The 18,711-nt window shown below is 58.7% G+C and carries 15 protein-coding genes and 1 tRNA gene; 6 read left to right on the top strand and 10 right to left on the bottom strand.

Translation table 11 applies throughout. The features are described from left to right. The first annotated feature begins 71 nt into the window (after positions 1-71). The 4 genes from QPL98_RS08075 (at position 72) to QPL98_RS08090 (ending at position 5,429) form a co-directional block, all read left to right on the top strand. Positions 72-464, top strand: a complete 393-nt coding sequence (locus QPL98_RS08075; protein ID WP_011783597.1) for a globin domain-containing protein — start codon at positions 72-74, stop codon at positions 462-464. Between the two features lie 121 nt (positions 465-585). Next, entirely contained in the window at positions 586-1,584 is a 999-nt protein-coding gene (locus QPL98_RS08080; protein WP_022992636.1) for an HlyD family secretion protein, read from the top strand. After that, positions 1,577-4,306 carry a ribosome-associated ATPase/putative transporter RbbA gene (rbbA, locus tag QPL98_RS08085; RefSeq protein WP_141066706.1) on the top strand — a complete coding sequence of 910 codons (2,730 nt, stop codon included), beginning with the start codon at positions 1,577-1,579 and terminating at the stop codon, positions 4,304-4,306. The genes QPL98_RS08080 and rbbA overlap by 8 nt, the downstream gene beginning before the upstream one ends. Position 4,307: 1 nt before the next feature. Continuing rightward, positions 4,308-5,429 (top strand): ABC transporter permease, encoded by a 1,122-nt coding sequence (locus QPL98_RS08090; protein ID WP_141066707.1) that lies wholly within the window; start codon positions 4,308-4,310, stop codon positions 5,427-5,429. Positions 5,430-5,471: 42 nt separating this feature from the next. On the opposite strand, the gene QPL98_RS08095 is transcribed toward QPL98_RS08090, so the two are convergent. After that, positions 5,472-5,843, bottom strand: a complete 372-nt coding sequence (locus QPL98_RS08095; RefSeq protein ID WP_141066708.1) for a VOC family protein — start codon at positions 5,841-5,843, stop codon at positions 5,472-5,474. A gap of 125 nt (positions 5,844-5,968) precedes the next feature. Between QPL98_RS08095 and QPL98_RS08100 the strand changes: the two genes are divergently transcribed. After that, positions 5,969-6,487: a lipocalin family protein gene (locus tag QPL98_RS08100; protein WP_141066709.1), complete on the top strand. Its 519-nt coding sequence runs from the start codon at positions 5,969-5,971 to the stop codon at positions 6,485-6,487. A gap of 42 nt (positions 6,488-6,529) precedes the next feature. Here the strand turns inward: QPL98_RS08100 and QPL98_RS08105 are convergent, their stop codons facing one another. The 5 genes from QPL98_RS08105 to QPL98_RS08125 all read right to left on the bottom strand — a co-directional run bounded on the left by QPL98_RS08105 (position 6,530) and on the right by QPL98_RS08125 (position 11,040). Beyond that, the gene (locus tag QPL98_RS08105; RefSeq protein ID WP_141066710.1) at positions 6,530-7,021 is read right to left on the bottom strand and encodes a DUF4411 family protein; all 492 of its coding nucleotides are present in this window, start codon (positions 7,019-7,021) and stop codon (positions 6,530-6,532) included. Next, positions 7,018-8,157, bottom strand: a complete 1,140-nt coding sequence (locus tag QPL98_RS08110) for an ImmA/IrrE family metallo-endopeptidase (protein WP_303293070.1) — start codon at positions 8,155-8,157, stop codon at positions 7,018-7,020. Before QPL98_RS08110 ends, QPL98_RS08105 begins: the two co-directional genes overlap by 4 nt. A 150-nt stretch (positions 8,158-8,307) precedes the next feature. After that, entirely contained in the window at positions 8,308-10,503 is a 2,196-nt protein-coding gene (locus QPL98_RS08115; protein ID WP_278351392.1) for a DNA/RNA helicase domain-containing protein, read from the bottom strand. 11 nt (positions 10,504-10,514) lie between these two features. Next, positions 10,515-10,835, bottom strand: a complete 321-nt coding sequence (locus QPL98_RS08120; protein WP_141066713.1) for a nucleotide pyrophosphohydrolase — start codon at positions 10,833-10,835, stop codon at positions 10,515-10,517. A gap of 128 nt (positions 10,836-10,963) precedes the next feature. After that, positions 10,964-11,040 (bottom strand) — tRNA-Pro (locus QPL98_RS08125). Positions 11,041-11,263: 223 nt separating this feature from the next. Between QPL98_RS08125 and QPL98_RS08130 the strand changes: the two genes are divergently transcribed. Next, the gene (locus QPL98_RS08130; protein WP_189383312.1) at positions 11,264-12,709 is read left to right on the top strand and encodes a TrkH family potassium uptake protein; all 1,446 of its coding nucleotides are present in this window, start codon (positions 11,264-11,266) and stop codon (positions 12,707-12,709) included. Between the two features lie 57 nt (positions 12,710-12,766). Here QPL98_RS08130 and glyS read toward each other — a convergent pair whose 3' ends face one another. The 4 genes from glyS to rsmB all read right to left on the bottom strand — a co-directional run bounded on the left by glyS (position 12,767) and on the right by rsmB (position 18,709). After that, the gene (glyS, locus tag QPL98_RS08135) at positions 12,767-14,848 is read right to left on the bottom strand and encodes a glycine--tRNA ligase subunit beta (protein WP_141066714.1); all 2,082 of its coding nucleotides are present in this window, start codon (positions 14,846-14,848) and stop codon (positions 12,767-12,769) included. Positions 14,849-14,850: 2 nt separating this feature from the next. After that, the gene (glyQ, locus tag QPL98_RS08140) at positions 14,851-15,837 is read right to left on the bottom strand and encodes a glycine--tRNA ligase subunit alpha (RefSeq protein WP_227499603.1); all 987 of its coding nucleotides are present in this window, start codon (positions 15,835-15,837) and stop codon (positions 14,851-14,853) included. Between the two features lie 170 nt (positions 15,838-16,007). Then, the gene (gene trkA, locus QPL98_RS08145; RefSeq protein WP_014420019.1) at positions 16,008-17,411 is read right to left on the bottom strand and encodes a Trk system potassium transporter TrkA; all 1,404 of its coding nucleotides are present in this window, start codon (positions 17,409-17,411) and stop codon (positions 16,008-16,010) included. Next, a complete protein-coding gene (rsmB, locus tag QPL98_RS08150; protein WP_141066715.1) occupies positions 17,408-18,709 on the bottom strand; it encodes a 16S rRNA (cytosine(967)-C(5))-methyltransferase RsmB in 1,302 nt (433 codons plus the stop codon). The genes trkA and rsmB overlap by 4 nt, the downstream gene beginning before the upstream one ends. Positions 18,710-18,711: the final 2 nt, after the last annotated feature.

Raw genomic sequence — 18,711 nt, forward strand, 5'->3', positions numbered from 1 at the left:
ACCTGTTCGCTTGCTTAGAATCCGTGGCCCTTAATGACAACCCCCCCGATGATCAAGGACACTGATTGCAAATGAACCCGACCGATCTTGTTTTCCAGAGCTATGGTCGCTGCTGCCGCAAGGATGAATTCTTTGTGGATTTCTACGACTTCTTTATGTCCAGCTCCGATGCCATCCGCAACCGGTTTCTGAACACGGATATGTCTGCTCAGCGCCATCTGCTGCGTAACGGTGTGATGCAGATCATCCTGGTTGCCCGGGGTATGTCCGACCGCAAATTGCGGGATCTGGGAGAAAGCCATAATCGCCACAATTACAATATTCAGCCTGAGTGGTACGACCTCTGGCAGGAGGCATTGCTGAAAACGGTCCGCGCTCACGATCCGGAATACACGCCCGAACTCCGAGAGGCGTGGCGTAGCGTGCTCAAGCCCGGTATCGACCTGATCCGCGGCGCTTACTGAGTTCGTGGCAAGCTGACGGGCGGGATAGATTGGAAGCTATTTTGATTCCCGTCAGCCTGAACGTTACACTTCTGCTCTATACTTACCCTGTCATACCTATTCTTCCCCTCAAGGACGACACATGGCCCAGAAAAGCACCAACACCGCTCCCAAACTTTTTCTCGTTGTGCTGATCGTGGCCCTGATTGCCGTTGCAGCCTGGTACCTGATGCCGAAAGGCGATCAGGTGCCGGAGCATATTGGCTCTGGTAACGGTCGTATTGAAGCCACCGAAGTCGATATTGCCACCCGAATACCCGGACGCCTGGAATCCTTCGAAGTCCGCGAGGGCGACATGGTTGAAGCCGGCATGTTGCTGGCTGTGATGGATACCGACGAACTTGAGGCCAGCCTGGCAGCGGCGCAAGCCAGTTTGCACCAGGCCGAGCAGAGCCGGCGACTGGCCGAGGCCGTGGTGGCCCAACGGGAAAGCGAGCGTCGGTATGCCCAAGCCGAACTGGCCCGTATTGAATCGCTGGCCGATCGGGGCCATGCCTCTCAGGAGCAGTTGGACCGCGCCCGTACCGCGGCGGAAACCGCCGAGGCGGCATTGCAGGCCGCCAGAGTACAAGTGGCGTCTGCCGATGCCAGTATCGAAGCTGCCAAAGCCAGTGCCCGCCGTATCCAGACCAATATTGATGACAGTCAGTTGACCACGCCGGTGGGTGGCCGGGTTCTGTATCGGCTGGCGGAGCCGGGCGAGGTGCTGGCCGCCGGTGGCAAAGTAGCCACGGTACTGGATGTCACCGATGTGTACATGACCATCTTCCTGCCCACAGCCCAGGCGGGCAAAGTCCGGGTTGGCTCTGAAGCCCGGATCGTTCTTGATGCCCTGCCGGACTATGTGGTGCCAGCGGAAGTCAGCTTCGTCGCCGCCGAAGCCCAGTTCACGCCGAAGTCTGTGGAAACCCGCAGCGAGCGGGAGAAGCTGATGTTCCGGGTTCGTATCCGGATTGATCCGGAGTTGCTCAAAGCCTATCGGGACCGGGTGAAAACCGGCGTACCGGGCGAAGCCTACGTAAGACTGGATGAGGGCCAGCCCTGGCCCGAGAGCCTGAAAGTGGCTTTGCCCAATGACTGAGACCGTGGCCCGGCTGGAAGGAGTCAGCCATCGCTACGGGGAAACCGATGCGCTGTCTGAACTATCCCTGACGTTTCCGTCTGGCTGCATGGTTGGGCTGATCGGCCCGGACGGGGTGGGCAAATCCACACTGTTGGGCCTGCTTGCCGGTGCCCGTGAGTTGCAGACCGGCGAGTTGCAGGTGCTTGGCGGCGATATGCGCAGCCAGAGGTTTCGTAACCGGGTCGCCCCCCGCATTGCCTATATGCCCCAGGGACTGGGCGGTAATCTCTACCATACGCTGACGGTGGACGAGAACATCGCCTTCTTCGCCGATCTGTTTGGTTTGCGAGGCCCCTCCAGGAAGGATCAGATTGACCGGTTGCTTGAAGCTACCGGGTTGTTGTCTTTCCGGGACCGTCCCGCCGGCAAGCTGTCCGGCGGTATGAAACAGAAGCTGGGGCTGTGCTGTGCCCTTATCCACAGCCCCGATCTGCTGATTCTGGATGAACCCACCACCGGCGTGGACCCGCTCTCCCGCAAGCGTTTCTGGGATCTGATCGATACCATTCGCCGACAACGCAGCGGTATGAGCGTGTTGGTGGCCACGGCCTACATGGAAGAAGCCGAACGTTACGACTGGCTGGTGGCCATGGACGAGGGCAAGGTACTGGCCACAGGCTCACCGGCCGAACTCCGTGAGCAGACCAATACCGAGACGCTGGACGATGCCTTCATCGCGCTGTTACCCGAAAACCGGCAGGTGCAGGAAAGCGGCGATACGGCTATTGCTGCGCAGCGAGAGCCAACCGGGGAAAACCAGACGCCGGCCATTGAGGCTGAGCATCTGACCCTGCGGTTTGGCAGCTTTACGGCGGTTCGTAACGTCAGCTTTTCCATCCCGAAAGGCGAAATCTTCGGTTTTCTGGGATCCAACGGTTGTGGCAAGACCACCACCATGAAAATGCTCACCGGATTGCTGACTCCAACGGAAGGCGAAGTCCGGCTGTTCGGTGAACCACTGGATGCCAAAGACCTGGCCACCCGGCAGAAGGTGGGCTACATGTCCCAGGCCTTCTCGCTCTATGGCGAGCTCACCGTGCGCCAGAACCTGGATCTGCATGCCCGGCTGTTTCACCTGCCGGACACCAGAATCCCGGAGCGTATTTCGGTGCTGGTTCGGGAGTTCGGTCTTGAAGATGTACTGGACCAGCGAGCAGGCGCCCTGCCACTTGGGGTTCGCCAGCGGCTGTCCCTGGCCGTGGCTGTGGTGCACGAGCCCGAATTGCTGATCCTGGATGAACCTACCTCAGGCGTCGACCCGGGGGCCCGCAACCGGTTCTGGCAATTGTTGATGCGCCTGTCGCGGGAAGATGGCGTGACCATTTTTATCTCCACTCATTTCATGAACGAGGGTGAGCGCTGCGACCGGATTTCGCTCATGCACGCGGGCGAAGTATTGGCTTGCGATACGCCCGATCGACTGGTTGAAGCCTCTGGCACCGACAGCCTGGAAGGCGCGTTCATGAAAACCCTGGAAGCGGTGGATAAAGAGCCGGAGACCGGCGCCGACCAACTGGCTCTGGAGCCCGCCAGTCATGGTGACCGGCCGACCGTGTTCAGTCCCCGGCGCTTGCTCGCTTACGCCACCCGGGAAGCGAGGGAACTGTTGCGGGACCCCATTCGAATGGCCTTCGCCTTTATCGGTTCCGCGTTGTTGATGCTGATCCTGGGTTACGGCATTACCCTGGATGTCGAAGACCTGTCGTTCGCCGTGCTGGATCGGGACCAGACACCCCAGAGCCGGGATTACATTGCGGCGGTGTCCGGCTCCCGGTATTTCCTGCAACAACCGGAGTTGCAGAATATCCAGGAGCTGGAACAACGCATGCGCTCCGGCGAGCTAAGCCTGGCTATTGAGATTCCGCCGGGCTTCGGCAAAGACCTGAAACGGGGGCGACCGACTGAAATGGCGGTCTGGGTGGATGGTGCCATGCCTTTCCGGGGCGAGACCATCCTGGGTTACGTTGAAGGCATGCACATCAGTTACCTGACGGAGCTGGCCCAGCGCACTCTGGGCGTGGTACCCACACTGACACTGGTCACGCTGGAGGACCGGTATCGCTACAACCAGGACTTCCGGAGCCTGGATGCGATGGTGCCCGCGGTTATCCCCATTCTGCTGATCTTTATTCCGGCCATTCTGATGGCCCTGGGCATTGTTCGGGAAAAGGAACTGGGCTCCATCACCAACCTGTACGTCACTCCGGTTACCCGTGTGGAGTTCTTGCTGGGCAAACAGCTGCCCTACATCGCGTTCAGCATGATCAGCTACGTGAGCCTGGTCTTGCTGGCGGTGTACGTGTTTGATGTCGCGATCAAAGGCAGCCTGCTGACGCTCACCTTCGGCGCCCTGCTCTTTGTGACGGCCACCACGGCCCTGGGTCAGGTAATGTCGACCTTTGCCTCGACCCAGATTGCCGCCCTGGCGGCCACTGCGATTCTCACCATCCTGCCGACCGTGCAGTTCTCCGGCCTGACCGAACCGGTGTCGTCCCTGAGCGGTGCCGGCGCATTGATCGGTCCCGTCTGGCCGGCGACCTGGTTCCTGCAGATCAGCCGTGGCGTGTTTACCAAAGGCCTGTCGCTGGCGGATATGCAGGGCGCGTTCCTGGCCCTGGCGGCGTTCGTTCCGGTGCTGACCGTAATGGCGGTGGCGTTGCTCAGAAAACAGGGGCGCTGACATGAATTCCTTACGCAACATCTGGCACCTCGGCATCAAGGAACTGCGCAGTCTGTGGCAGGACAAGGCATTGATGGTGTTTGTGCTGGTGGCGTTTACGGTGATGATCTACACCGCAGGTTCCGCCGGCTCCATGGAGCTTCACAACGCACCGATCGCCGTGGTGGACGAAGATCAGACGGTGTTGTCTGGCCGCATCATCAATTCGCTCCAGCAGCCATGGTTCCTGAAGCCGGATCTGGTGGCCTACGGCGACATCGACGACCTGCTGGACAAGGGCAGCCATACCTTTGCCCTGGTGATTCCCGAGGGCTTTGAGCGGGATGTCCGGCAGGGCAACCCGGTGGCGTTGCAGCTGAACATCGACGCCACCCGCATGAGCCAGGCCTTTATTGGCACCAATTACATTCAGCGCTTTGCGATGGCAGAAGTGGCGGAGTTTCTGCAACCGGGTAGCTCTGCCAGCACCGGGCTACCGATCGAGCTGGTCACCCGGGTGAGTTACAACCCCAATCTGGACGGAACCTGGTTTGGCGGTGTCATGGAGCTGATCACCCAGGTGACCCTGATCAGCATCATTCTTACCGGGGCAGCACTGATCCGGGAGCGGGAGCACGGGACTGTGGAGCATCTGATGGTGATGCCGTTGCGGCCTTTCGAAATCATGGCGTCCAAGGTGTGGGCCAATGGTCTGGTGGTGTTACTGGCCGCGGCGCTGTCGGTAACGCTGGTGATCCAGGGCTGGCTACAGGTGCCGGTGGCAGGGTCAGTGTTGCTGTTTCTGCTCGGCGCCCTGATTCACCTGTTTTCCACCACCGCCATCGGCATTCTGATCGGCACCGTGGCCCGAACCATGCCCCAGTTTGGCCTGCTGCTGATTCTCACCATTCTGCCCTTGCAGTTGCTGTCGGGCGGAATCACGCCCCGGGAAAGCATGCCCGAGCTGGTGCAGGATCTGATGCTGGCGTCGCCCACCACCCACTTTGTCAGCATGGCCCAGGCCATTCTGTACCGCGGTGCGGGGCTGGAGGTGGTGTGGCCACAGATGCTGGCTCTGATGGCCATTGGCGGGGTGTTCTTCACGGCGGCGTTGTTGCTCTTCCGTCGCCATCTCTCGGTGTAAGTCAGTAAGCCACCACCCAACCGGGGTGGTGGCGGTCGACGCTTAGCCGAATTCGAAGAACGCCAGCTTGTTGCCATCCGGGTCGCGCACATAGGCGCCGTAGAACATCTCCGGAATACGCTGCCCCGGTTCGCCATCGCAGGTGGCGCCCAGTTCAATGGCCTTGTGGTACAACTTATCCACGGCTTCTTTGGAGCCCGCCGGAATGGCCACCATATTGCCGTTGCCGGGATGGTTAGGTTCACCGTTGAACGGGGTGCAGACGGCCAGCATGGGGGCTCCCATGCTCTTGCCAATAAACGCAATTCGGTCCATGTCCATCAGCACCTTGGCGCCCAGATCTGCCAGCAGATCCGTGTAGAACTGCTTGGCCCGGCCCATATCGCTGACTCCGAGTGTGACGTATCCGATCATATTCGACTCCTTGGTTGGTTAGCGCTGGGTATACGAGCGCCAGGGTGTTTCAGAGCTTAACACCTGTTTGACGATCTTTGCCTGTGGCTTTGCGTTGGTTCACGACTGTTCTTTGGGAGTTTGTCATGAAGACTGGATTGGCTGTAATCGTGTTACTGTTTCTGATGACGGGCTGCACCGGTGTGCCCAAAGGCATTGAGCCGGTGACCGGTTTTGACCAGCGGCGCTACCTGGGCACCTGGTACGAGATCGCCCGGTTGGATCACTCGTTCGAAGAGGGCCTGAGCCAGGTTACCGCCGAATACACCCTGAACGACGACGGTAGCGTCAAAGTTATCAACAGGGGCTATAACGAAGAAAAAGGCGAATGGGAAGAGGCCGAAGGCCGGGCAAAGTTTGTCGGTGACAGTGATGTGGGCCACCTGAAAGTGTCCTTCTTCGGGCCTTTCTATGGCTCTTACGTGGTGTTCGGGCTGGATGACGACTACACCACGGCTTACCTGACCAGCTACAACCGGGATTACCTGTGGCTGATGTCGCGCACGCCGGAGGTGAGCGACGAGGTGCTGGAGGCGTTCAAGGCCCGGGCCGAGGCGGAGGGGTTTGAGCTTGGGGAGTTGATTGTGGTGGAGCAGTCGCGCTAACCGTGGTGGCTGCCTGGCAAAGCCTGAAACCGTTTGAGTTGCTTATGTCCCCAGCACAAATCGGGCATTTAACTCTCGAAGGAACTGAAACGTATTGATGCAGGTAACGTCAAACTGCTGACATATATTTGGAACTTTTACCTTCCGGGCGTTTGGTGCAACTACCGATTCATGAGTGACGACAGTTGCCCCGAGGCATTGTGCTTTAGCAATAATCCAGGGATCGGCTTTTGCCAGAAAACTATCACGATTACCGGCGTTGTAATCACCTTCCATGACGGATTGCACAATGGCGGCAAAGGCACTTTGGGTTGCTTCGTCGTCATTGCTGATGAAATGCCCAGGTCTTTCTCGCACCCAGTCTGCCAGGTCATCGTTGCCGTCCCGCAGCTCCCGGCCGATCATATCCACACTGCCGATCAGGCCTTGCTCGAACTGTAAGTCCAGCCAGTCCCAGTACGCGGGGCAGATATCCATGCCGTAGTATTGATTCTTGGCTTGTATGTAGGTATTCGCATCCAGCAAATATCTCAAACGCCTAACTCCCTGGCGAACGTCTCAATTTTCCCCGGTTTGATTCCACCCAGAAGTTCACCTGCTGCCCGCAGCAACAGTTGGCCACTCAAGGCTTCACCGACAACGGCCTGGGAGAATTGGCGACTAATCTGTGCCTTTTTGGTTTGGTAGTAAGTCGGGCCACCGCTTCCTTTCCGCTGTTCGTGGCGCATTTTCTGCTCAAAAATGTAGCGGCCATACTCTTGCTCGGAAATAAAATTGAGCGTTAAAGCACGCCTGGCTAGCGCCCAGGTGCTTACGTGGAAATGAGCCTCAAGCGGCGGCAGGTTGTCTTCCCAGCTTTCAGAATCTTGTTGCCAGAGTGCCCTGAACTCCTGGGCAGGCACCAGAAATTCTGCAGCAACAGCGTTACACAGAACCTCTTCCTGACGATGGGTGTTGGTGTTGCCGTCAGAGATCCCGGATTGGCCAATCCAGATATGGCAAAGTTCATGAATCAGTGTGAAAAGGCGCGCACCCAGTGCGTCGCTGTGATTCACAAAAATGATCGGAGCATACTCATCAACAATCGCAAAGCCACGGAATTCCTCAACGTTGAGCGGACGGCTATGGTGCCCAAGATTACCCTGACGCATAACGAGAATCCCCAAGGATTCAATACGCTGGACTAAATCCCGATAGTAATCATCCCATTTACCTCTGGTTGGGTGGGGCTCAACACCCAGGCACGCGCGGATGTCTTCGACAATGGACTCCACGGAGTCAGAATAGGAAGCGCGGCCGACATAGGGGTTGGCCTCGGCAAAATGCTGTTGAAGGTACTCCCGGTACCATTCCTGGCGTTGCATCATCAGTTTGACCAGGTCTAGCAATTCTGCGCTCGGGCGCTGTACACCTTGGCCTTCGAGGGTGCGCAGGTCCGGAATGGGTAAGACTTCCTCAGGTGGCTTTGCCAAGAACAGATAGCCAAACGGCACATGCGCTTTTTCAGCGAATCGCATTGCCTGGTTGAACGTCAGTTTTCGTTCGCCGGACTCCCATTCCCGAAGTCGCTCCTCAGAAATACCGCAGCGCCGGGCAAAATCAGGCACAGAGATACCAGAGCGCTCCCGCGCCCAGGTCAACATGTCTGTGTTGATGTTTGCCGTGGTCATTGTGGCGTTCCGGAATACTCAAAAAAAGAAAAAGCCCCAAGGGCTCGGCACACCCTCGGGATAGTTGAGGGAGGCTTACTGCCAAGGGGCGGATGTGATTTGAAGTCTGATATGGCGGAGTTGGGTTGTCAAACACCATCGAGTTGAATGCTAATCATCAATGACGCCAACAAATTCCCCAACCACCCGATATTTAAGTGCTTCTTCATCTGTCAGCTCAAGGGGCTGAAAATTGTCATCGTAAGAGTTGGGGCTCAGTTGAATACGGGTATGACGCCAGCCTTGTTCGTCATCAACCTTATAGCTTTCATAGACTTTCACGGTGTAGCGTGAACCTGACTCGGCATCAACACTGTCGATACATTCAACCAGTACGGTCTTCCCGTTTCTGGAACCACCACGGTCGGTTCGGAACAGGCACACGGCACCATTCGGAATAACCCGGTTCATGGATTCGCCGAACACCCGGCAGGCAAACATGTCTTTGCGCACCCGGACTCCTTCGGGCACAGCAACCCAGTCTAAGTGCCTATTGGGGTCAAGCTCGCTAACCTCACTAAGTTCTCCGAACCCTCCCGCAGCCGCTTGCAGATCGAACAGCGGCACAGCGTTTACGTAAGGTTCAAGCTCCACCACGTTGGTGTTTTCAGGCTCTGGTTGGCCAGAACTATGAACGGGAATGTGCTGTTTCAGGTAATCCCTTAGCGCATCATCACATGCGTAGACAAAAGTGCCGCGAATACCTCGGAGCATGATGGTACGGTAGATGTTGATGATGTACTGCTTCAGTTCTTCTGGGTCTTTGATGCCCTGGCCGCCGGTGCGGTCGTGGTAGTTGCCTTTCTCTATGACAATGACTTGGCTTTCCGGGTCGTACCGGATCTCCTCGCCGAAGATAATGCCGGCGTAGTTCAGGTCGTAACCCTGGGTGGTGTGAATGCAGCCGACTTCCCGGTGCGATCCTGCCTTGTTGATCCAGTCGGTATTGGTGCTGTTCCAGCGGAGCTGAACGTCATCGATCACGATGTCGTAGGCCTCACAATCCTTCTTCGAGGCCCAGGGCCAGGAGTAGCCGGCGATCAGTCTGGACAGTCCGACCTGCTGCTCTTTCTCGTGAATTGTACTGACCATGTCACTGAGCGAATCAAATACTTCAAATTCGTAGTTTTTGGCGGTGAACACCACGCCGTCATCAACACCGCCTTTCAGTAACTTATCCACAAACTCCACATAGGGTTGCCCGGCCTTGACCCGGAACTGGGAGAGTAACCGGTGGGTCACCGAGCCCTTGGCAGCTTTAAGGAGCTGGAACACTTCGACATCGGCGTCGGAGGGTTTGATGGACTGGCCTTCGTCGTAGAAGAAAATCGCCTTGTTGGCTTGCTGGCACACCCAGTCCACTTCGCTGCAGGTATGCTTGTCCATATCCAGAGCCTGACAGGCTTTGTCGAAACTGCCGAAATAGGCACCCAGATTCTTGCGCTTGCGCAGACGGTGGGATTCGTCAACCAGAACAATATCGTAGCGCTGTTTGGTCAGCTCGGACGGGCTGATCACCATGTCGGAGCTAAGCCCGGCAACGTGCTTGAACGCATTCTTCAGGGTGGTTCGGAAGGAGGTCATGGGCACCACCAGCGCCATTTTGGGTTTGGGCAGTGTTTCTCTGAGGGGTTTTAGCAGAGCGTGGATCTCAGCCTCCTCGTCGGAAAATTCCCGCAGGCTGATCTGGTGATCTTCGGAGGTTAGTAGTTTGAACAGAAAAATGGCCAGGACCGACTTGCCGGTTCCGGCTCCCCCTTCCACCACAATATTCTGGACACCGGGGTTGGTCAGTTCATGCAGTATGGTGAGAAGTCCCTGACGCTGATCGAAGGACAGGGATTTGTAGGGCGAGTATTTGAAGACATCGGAGTTATCAAGGTGGTCCAGGGTGCGGGACACAACGCCCTTGGCTATTAACCGGTTCCAGACTTCCCGGAAGACTTCTTCATACAAGGCGCTGCGCTGGTAATAGTTGTGGTCGGCCAGCCCCAGGTTGCCGTTGAGCAGGGTGTACTTGCCATCGGCGGCCATGTACTTGATCAGCAGGGATTCCACATCCAGCGTTGCGGATTTGTTGAAATACTCGCTGGTGATCAGGTGAACCGCGGTCAGCAGCTGCTTTTCGTCGTGTTTGAGGTGGGTGCTCATGCGGGTGAGCGTGTCGGTGGTTTCGCCGATGTAGGCACGCCCGTGCTTTTCGTCACTGAGTACGTAGACCAAGGGCCAGTTACCCGCAGCAAAGGCATTGTCGCGCAAATCGTTCAGGGCGTCCTTGCTGAAGGGGTAGCGCTGAATCTCAGCCATCGGCGATTGGCTCATAGCTCGGTGTACTTCTTCGCGGTTCCCCTGGCTTTGCTGACCGGGTATTTCTTTTCGTTCAGGGCAATCTTGTCGAGCACAATCTGCTCCACATCCAGCTCATAGCTGTCTGCCAGCAGTAACGCATAGGCAATCACATCGGCGAGTTCTTCTTTTACTTTGCTGACATCGGCCTGTTCGGGAGATTTCCATAGAAATAACTCCAGCAGTTCCGAAGCCTCGATACTCAGGGCCAGCGATAGATCTTTCGGGTTGTGGAACTGCTTCCAGTCTCTGTCATCCCGGAATTGACGCAGCCGGGCGATCGCCTCATTCATCAAAACACCCCTTTAATCATGAGCAGATTGACTAAGGATACAGAAATTCATTGGGCTGGGGTGTAACAACCCAGAATGAAATATTATTGGAAAACTGAAATAGGGAAAGATAAATCAAGAAGGGAAAGTGGTCGGCGTGGCAGGATTCGAACCTGCGACCCCTTCGTCCCGAACGAAGTGCGCTACCAAGCTGCGCCACACGCCGATCAACGGCCGGTATTATACGCATTGGCGGCGGTTTTGCTACCCCTTCCCCGGGCTGGAATTCAAAAATTCTGTCGTGGATTGTCCGGATCGGTGGCAAGCAGAAGCCTCGCCCTGGCAGTGGTAAACCCGGTTGAATGGGCGTATAACAGCGGCGTGGATGCCGCCTTGCCTTGTAAGGCGTTGCGACTGGCCTGTGTCCGGACATCGGAGCCCCCTGCCCTGTGAACATTATCCCCATTGTTCAGATCCTCGGTTTTCTGCTCATCCTGCTCAGTTTCCTCATGACCCTTCCGGTTAACCTGCTGGTATTCGGTGATACGCCGGATTGGCTGGCGTTCGTGAAATCCTCGGTGGTCTGTTTCAGCATTGGTGCCGCGGCTCTGGCTTTGGCGGGGCGGCGGAAACACGCGCTACGCCAGCAGCAGATGTTCATGCTGACGGTGTCGGCGTGGGTTGTGATTCCGTTATTCTCCAGTTTGCCGCTGCTGCTGAGTGACATGAAGCTGAGCATGACCGATGCTTTCTTTGAGAGCATTTCCGGCGTGACCACTACGGGTTCCACCGTTCTTACCGGCCTGGATCATCTGCCGGACGACATTCTGCTCTGGCGTTCGATCATGCAATGGATGGGCGGTATCGGGATCATCGGTATGGCGGTTGCCATCCTGCCGTTTCTCCGGATTGGCGGTATGCGGCTGTTTGCGACCGAATCGTCCGAATGGAACGAGAAAGCGGTGCCCCGCACCAGCCACCTGGCCCGCAGCCTGGTACTCATCTATCTGGGCTTGACGCTCGGTTGCGTGCTCACCTACTGGCTGCTGGGGATGAGTTTCTTTCAGGCGCTGAATCACGCGTTGACTACAGTATCGACCGGGGGCTATTCCACCTCGGACAGCTCCATGGGGCAGTTTGATTCGCCGTCCATTCTACTGGCGTCGACGGTTTTCATGGCCATGGGCGCCATGCCGTTCTTTCTGTTTGTACGGTTTATTCACGGACAGCGACAGCCACTGTTGCGGGATCAGCAGGTTCGTTTCTTTCTCCGGTTCCTGGTGATTGTCGCTGCGTTGCTGACCATTTACCGGGTTCTGAGGGAGCCGGTAGATCCGTTTGAGACCTTTGTTTCAGCGCTGTTCAATGTCACGTCTGTGGTAACCACAACCGGCTTCGCCTCCACGGATTACTCTTTGTGGGGCCCGTTTGCGGTGGTGGTATTCCTGTTCATTACCTTTGTCGGCGGGTGTTCCGGGTCCACGTCTGGCGGCATGAAAATCTTCCGGTTCCAGCTGTCCATGCTATTGCTCAGGGAGCAGGTACGTCGTTTGCTGCACCCTCACGCGGTGTTTGCCCGCAACTACAACGGGCGGGTGATTGGTGACGATATCGTGGCCTCCAGTGTCGCCTTCTCTTTCATTTTTCTGGCGACGCTGGCGCTGGTGACGGCGATTCTGGGGGCGCTGGGGCTGGATCTGGTGACCAGTCTTTCCGGAGCCGCTACGGCTTTGACGAATGTCGGGCCAGGACTGGGCGATACCATCGGCCCGGCAGGCAATTTCCAGACCTTGCCGGATGCGGCCAAATGGGTTCTGATGGGCGCCATGATTCTGGGCCGGTTGGAGCTGTTGAGTGTGTTTGTGATGTTGTCGCCGGACTTCTGGCGCAGCTGAGTGGAAAAGCAGGATAGGCAGGCGGCTGGTTTATTGTGAACCAGCGGCCTGTGTGCCTCAGCCTGCTGTGGGCAGCAGGGAGATGTCGGCAACCCGCAGGAACAGGTTGCGCAGGCGGTTCAACAGTGCCAGACGATTGTTGCGCACGGCTTCGTCGTCGGCCATCACCATCACTTCATCAAAGAAGGTGTCTACCGGCTCACGCAGGCTGGCCAGCGATGTCAGCGCACTGGCGTAGTCACCCTGCTCGAACATCGGCAGTACTTGCTGTGCCTGCTCTTCCACCTTCGCCGCCAGAGTTTTCTCGGCAGCATCCTGCAACAGCGCGGTGTCTACGGTCTCGCCGATGCGGTCACCACCCTGTTTGGTGAGGATGTTGGAAACCCGCTTGTTGGCGCCGGCCAGGGCCTGGGCCTCTGGCAGCTGGCGGAAGGCTTCCACGGCTTTTACCCGGCGGTCGAAGTCCAGCGGGCGGGTCGGGCGGCGGGCGTGCACCGCCAGGTACACTTCGGCGCCGATGCCCTGCTCATCATAGTGGGCACGGAAACGCTCCAGCATGTAGTCCACCACGGTGCTGGCGGTGTTCTTCTCGGTCAGCACGGAGAAGTTTTCTTCCGCCCACTCGCAGACCGTCTGCAGGTCGAGTGGCAGTTCACGTTCGATGATGATGCGCAGCACACCGAGAGAAGCACGGCGCAGAGCGAACGGGTCCCGGGTACCGGACGGCGGCTGGTTGATGCCGAACAGGCCGACCAGGGAATCGATGCGGTCAGCAATGGCCACCGCACAACCGGTCAGGGTGGTGGGCAGGTCGTCGCCGGCAAAGCGCGGCATGTACTGCTCGTTCAGGGCCTTGGCGACATCGGCATGTTCGCCGTCGTTGGCGGCGTAGTACTGGCCCATAATGCCCTGCAGGTCGGTGAACTCCAGCACCATTTCGGTGACCAGATCGGTCTTGGCCAGCATGGCAGCACGCTCGGCCAGGGCCGGGTCGCTGTTGATGGCTTCGGCAATCTTTTTGGCCAGGGCTGCTACCCGTACAGATTTGTCGTAGATGCTGCCCAGCTTGTCCTGGAACACGATGGGCTTGAGTGCCTCGATGCGGTCTTCCAGCCTGGTCTTGCGGTCGGTGTCGTAGAAGAAGGCGGCGTCGGACAAGCGCGGGCGAATCACTTTCTCGTTACCGGAAATCACCTGGGCCGGGTCTTTACTCTCCAGGTTGGCCACGGTGATAAACAGCGGCAGCATCTTCCCGCCGGCATCCACTACGTGGAAGTACTTCTGATGCTCCTTCATGGAGGAAATCAGGGCTTCGGCCGGTACATCCAGGAAGCGCTCCTCGAAGCGCCCCATCAATGGTACCGGCCATTCGTTCAGGGCAGTCACTTCGTCCAGCAGGTCTTCGTCGATTACGGCCTTGCCGCCGGCTTCTTTCTCCGCCAGCGCGGCCACGCCGGCGCGGATCTGCTCACGACGCTCGGCGAAGTCTGCCAGTACGTAGCCTTCCTGCTTGAGCACCACTTCGTAGTCGGCCGGGGTGGGCACAATCAGCTCTTTCGGGCAGTGGAACCGGTGGCCACGGGTCTTGTTGCCGGGCTTGAGGTTCATCACCGGTGCTTCAATCACCTTGTTGCCGTACAACAGAATCAGCCAGTGTACCGGGCGCACGAATTCCGTCTTCCAGGCACCCCAGCGCATGCGTTTGGGAATGGGCAGGGCGGCCAGGGATTTGTCCACCAGATCCGGCATCAGTTCTACGGTGGGCTTGCCCTTCTCAACGGTACGGTACACCAGCCAGGCACCCTTGTCGGTCTCCATGGTGTCGAGCTGATCCGGGGTAATCCCCAGGGAGGTGGCGAAGCCGGTCAACGCCCGGGTGGGGTTACCGGAATCATCAAACGCTGCTTTCACGGCCGGGCCGCGCTTCTCGACCGATTTGTCCGGCTGGGCATCGGCCAGGTCCCGGATACGTACCGCCAGACGACGGGGTGCTGCGAAGCTTTCCACCGCACCAAAGGCTACGCCGGCTTCTTCCAGGCCTTTGACAATGCCCTGGGTGAAAGCGTCAGAGAGGGGCTTGAGAGCTTTCGGAGGCAGCTCCTCGGTGCCCAGTTCGACCAGAAAATCCTGAGTTGCCATGATTATGCGTTCCCCTGTTCCTGCGGTGCCTTGTTGGCTTTCTTGCCCTTTTTACTGGCCTTGGCGTCGGCGGCTTCAGCGGCGGCCAGCACTTCCTTGCGGAGGTGTTCCGGGGCCAGCGGGAAGCCCAGCTTGCGACGGCTCTCGAAGTAGGCCTGGGCCACGGAGCGAGCCAGGGTACGTACACGCAGGATGAAACGCTGGCGCTCGGTCACGGAGATGGCGTGACGGGCGTCCAGCAGGTTGAATGTGTGGGAGGCCTTGAGCACCTGCTCATAGGCCGGCAGTGGCAGACCTGCGTCGATCAGGCGGGCGCTTTCCCGCTCATAGACATCGAAGCTGTGGAACAGGAACTCGGTGTCGGCATGTTCGAAGTTGTAGGTGGACATTTCCACCTCTTGCTGATGGAACACGTCGCCGTAGGTAACCACGCCATCCGGGCCATTGGTCCAGACCAGGTCATACACGCTGTCCACACCCTGCAGGTACATGGCGATACGCTCAAGGCCGTAGGTCAGCTCGCCGGTGACCGGATAGCATTCCAGGCCGCCTACCTGCTGGAAGTAAGTGAACTGGGTCACTTCCATACCGTTCAGCCAGATTTCCCAGCCCAGGCCCCAGGCGCCCAGGGTCGGCGATTCCCAGTTGTCTTCGACAAAGCGGATGTCGTGCACCAACGGGTCCAGGCCCAGGGCGCGCAGAGAATCCAGGTACAGCTCCTGAATGTTGTCCGGAGACGGCTTCAGAACCACCTGGAACTGGTAGTAGTGCTGCAGGCGGTTGGGGTTCTCGCCGTAACGGCCGTCGGTGGGGCGGCGGCTGGGCTGGACGTAGGCGGAGTTCCAGGTTTCCGGACCGATGGATCGCAGGAAGGTGGCCGGGTGGAAGGTACCGGCGCCCACTTCCATATCCAGGGGCTGGAGAACCACGCAGCCGTGCTGCGCCCAGAAATTCTGCAATGCCAGGATCAGACCCTGGAAGGTCTTGATGTCCGGCGCGGAGTTGTTGGTTGCCTTGTCTGTCACGACGTTTGCCTGCTGGTCAGTCTGTGTGTGGGCCCCGGTTCCGGGGCACTCCGAAAATTTGAAAACGCGCATTATACGCTGGCCGGCGCCGCATTTCTAAGTGCCAGCCAGGGTGTTGTTTTGCCTGAGATCAATCAGAAGAACGTGAGGCCCACCTGGAACAGTTTCTCGACGTCCCGTATGCGCGACTTGTCCACCAGGAACAGGATCACGTGGTCGTCTGGTTGCACCCGAAGGTGGTCGTGGGCGATGAGCACTTCGTTGTGCCGGACAATGGCACCAATGGTCGTTCCGGATGGCAGATTGATTTCGTCCAGGCGTTTGCCAACCACCTTGGAGGAACGGTGGTCGCCGTGGGCGATGGCCTCAATGGCTTCGGCCGCGCCCCGGCGCAGGGCGTGCACGTTCACCACATCACCACGGCGCACGTGGGTAAGCAGGCTGCCGATGGTGGTCTGCTGGGGTGAGATGGCCACGTCGATATCGCCGCCCTGGATCAGGTCCACGTAATCGGGGTTGTTGATCAGGGTCAGGACCTTGCGGGCACCCAGTCGCTTGGCCAGCAACGAGGCCATGATGTTGGCTTCGTCGTCGTTGGTGACGGCGCAGAACACATCGGTATTCTCGATGTTCTCTTCCAGCAGGATGTCCTTGTTGGCTGCATTACCTTCCAGTACCACGGTCTTGCGCAGGCGCTCGGACAGCATCACGCAGCGTTCATGGTCCCGTTCCAGGAGTTTCACCTGATAGCGGTCTTCCAGGGTGTTGGCCAGCCGGTAGCCGATGTTGCCACCGCCGCAGATGAAGATGCGTTTGTAGGGCTTCTCCAGCGGTTGCAGTTCGCTCATCACCGAGCGGATATGGTCGGCGGCGGCGATAAAGAACACCTCGTCGCCGTCTTCAATTACGGTATCGCCCTGGGGCATGATCGCCCGGTCCTTGCGGAAAATCGCCGCCACCCGGGTATCGATCTTGGGCATGTGGGTGCGAAGGTAGGACAGTTCGTGCCCCACCAGTGGGCCGCCCTCGGTGGCGCGAATGGCGACCAGTCGGGTCAGGCCCTTGGAGAACTCCAGTACCTGCAGGGCACCGGGGTATTCAATCAGCCGGGTAATGTGCTGGGTTACCAGATGTTCGGGACTGATCAGAACGTCCAGGGGGAAGCCTCTCAGGCTGTCCAGGTCCTTGACCGTATCCCGGTTGTAGAACAGTTCCGGCTTGGCCAGATAGGCGCCGGCACGCACACGGCAGATGGTAGTGGGGGTCTTGTACAGCAGCTTGGAGACCTGGCACGCCACCATGTTGGTTTCATCGCTGTTGGTTACCGCGATGATCATGTCGGCATCTTCGGCACCGGCCTGTCGCAATACCGTGGGATAGGAGGCGCGGCCATGCATGGTGCGGATGTCGAGCCGGTCCTGCAGTTCGCGAAGGCGGGCGCTGTCGTTGTCCACCACGGTGATGTCGTTGGCTTCGTTTGCCAGGTTTTCCGCCAGGGTGCCGCCGACCTGGCCGGCGCCGAGAATCAGGATTTTCATGGTTCAGGTTTCTCCAGCACGGCGTAGAAAAAGCCGTCATGGCTGTCCGGGTCTGGGAACAGCTGACGCCCGGTGTTCATGTCCCGGCCCCAGTCTGCGTCGATGGTCTTCAGCGTTGCCTGATTCTGCTGCTTCAGGAACCGCTGGATTATACGGTGGTTCTCCTGTGGAAACACCGAACAGGTGGCATACACCAGTCGCCCACCGGGCTTCAGGATAGACCACATGGCCTCCAGCAGGCCAAGCTGGATACTGGCCAGAGGCACGATGTCGGACTCCCGGCGCAACAGTTTGATGTCCGGGTGCCGGCGGATCACGCCGGTAGCGCTGCAGGGAACGTCCAGCAGGATGCGGTCGAAGGGCGTGCCGTCCCACCAGCTGTCGATATCGGCGGCATCGGCCTGGGTCAGGGTGGCGTGCAGGTCGAGCCGGTCCAGGTTTTCCTGGACCCGGGGCAGGCGCTCGGCGGATTCGTCGATGGCCACCACTTCGTCCAGTTCGCCACAGGCTTCAAGGATGGCGCAGCTCTTGCCTCCGGGCGCGGCGCAGGCATCCAGTACCCGCTGGCCTGGCTGCAGATCCATTAGAGTCGTACACAATTGGGCGGCTTCATCCTGAACACTGACCGCGCCGTCCTCGAACCAGGGCAGTCGGTCCACCGGCACCGGCCGTTGGAGCTGGATGCCGCTGGGGGCAAAGCGCGTGGCGTGGGCCTCGATGCCGGCTTCCGACAACAGGTTCAGGTACTCGTCGCGTTTGAAGCGCAGGGCATTGACCCGCAGGGTCATGGGTGCCTGCTGGTTGTTGGCTTCAAGGATGGCCTGCCAATCGTCCGGCCAGTTGTGGCGAAGCTTCTCCACCATCCACACCGGATGACTGAAGCGGCCACTATCGTCTTTCGGCGCTGGCGCCCCTTCCCTTTCGGCGGCCCGCAGCACTCCGTTGACCAGACCGGTCAGGTGGGGCTTGTCCAGTGCCCGGCAAGCCTCCACGGTTTCGTTCAGTACCGCGTAGGTGGCCTGTTCGCTGTAACGCAACTGGAACAGGGCCACCAGCATCAGGTGGTGAATGATCCGGTCCGGCTTGCGCAGGGGCTTTTTCAGGCGCTGGTTCAGCTCGCTCTCAAGTCGGTGAAACCAGCGGCAGGTGCCATAACAGATAGCTTGCAGCTGTGGCCGTTGTTCCGGTGGTAACTGGTTCAGGGCGGGGGGCAGGCATTGGGATAACGACTGGCCCTGTTCCACCGCCAGCAATACGTTGGCGGCAATGGCGCGGAATGGCAGGGGCTGGTAGGCCATGG

The organism is Marinobacter sp. ST-43, assembly GCF_030541085.1.
Taxonomy (GTDB): Bacteria; Pseudomonadota; Gammaproteobacteria; order Pseudomonadales; family Oleiphilaceae; genus Marinobacter; species Marinobacter nauticus.

Excerpts from the sequence above, each read along its gene's own strand:
- QPL98_RS08075 (WP_011783597.1), top strand. The coding sequence starts at position 72 with ATGAACCCGACCGATCTTGTTTTCCAGAGCTATGGTCGCTGCTGCCGC.
- QPL98_RS08080 (WP_022992636.1), top strand. The coding sequence starts at position 586 with ATGGCCCAGAAAAGCACCAACACCGCTCCCAAACTTTTTCTCGTTGTG.
- rbbA (WP_141066706.1), top strand. The coding sequence starts at position 1,577 with ATGACTGAGACCGTGGCCCGGCTGGAAGGAGTCAGCCATCGCTACGGG.
- QPL98_RS08090 (WP_141066707.1), top strand. The coding sequence starts at position 4,308 with ATGAATTCCTTACGCAACATCTGGCACCTCGGCATCAAGGAACTGCGC.
- QPL98_RS08095 (WP_141066708.1), bottom strand. The coding sequence starts at position 5,843 with ATGATCGGATACGTCACACTCGGAGTCAGCGATATGGGCCGGGCCAAG.
- QPL98_RS08100 (WP_141066709.1), top strand. The coding sequence starts at position 5,969 with ATGAAGACTGGATTGGCTGTAATCGTGTTACTGTTTCTGATGACGGGC.
- QPL98_RS08110 (WP_303293070.1), bottom strand. The coding sequence starts at position 8,157 with ATGACCACGGCAAACATCAACACAGACATGTTGACCTGGGCGCGGGAG.
- QPL98_RS08115 (WP_278351392.1), bottom strand. The coding sequence starts at position 10,503 with ATGGCTGAGATTCAGCGCTACCCCTTCAGCAAGGACGCCCTGAACGAT.
- QPL98_RS08120 (WP_141066713.1), bottom strand. The coding sequence starts at position 10,835 with ATGAATGAGGCGATCGCCCGGCTGCGTCAATTCCGGGATGACAGAGAC.
- glyS (WP_141066714.1), bottom strand. The coding sequence starts at position 14,848 with ATGGCAACTCAGGATTTTCTGGTCGAACTGGGCACCGAGGAGCTGCCT.
- trkA (WP_014420019.1), bottom strand. The coding sequence starts at position 17,411 with ATGAAAATCCTGATTCTCGGCGCCGGCCAGGTCGGCGGCACCCTGGCG.
- rsmB (WP_141066715.1), bottom strand. The coding sequence starts at position 18,709 with ATGGCCTACCAGCCCCTGCCATTCCGCGCCATTGCCGCCAACGTATTG.